This is a genomic window from Shewanella colwelliana, assembly GCF_001735525.1.
In the GTDB taxonomy this organism is placed as follows: domain Bacteria; phylum Pseudomonadota; class Gammaproteobacteria; order Enterobacterales; family Shewanellaceae; genus Shewanella; species Shewanella colwelliana.
Genome location: NZ_MCBT01000041.1, coordinates 147,863 through 148,160, shown reverse-complemented (window position 1 = coordinate 148,160; position 298 = coordinate 147,863).

Here is a 298-nt window from a genome sequence, read left to right as displayed (position 1 = left end):
ACTATATAAAGGTATCACTTCCTACAAACCCGGGCTTGTTCAACACTCGGGATAAGGACGCGGCTACGCGCGGCCTATCCTTATTTGTTACGTTTTTGTTAATAAAGCTAATCTTTTCTTTGCTGATTCTTCAAGTAATACTTTCGATTTACCATTATCTTTTTCTGCGTTCACATAGATAACTTGACCATCGTTAGAGACCCAACTTTTACCCTCTTTTACCCTCTTTTACAAAAACATACTGAACTGTATTTGGGTTATCATCAGGTTTAAATGAGTCGGTGAGTTGCCCCATAAC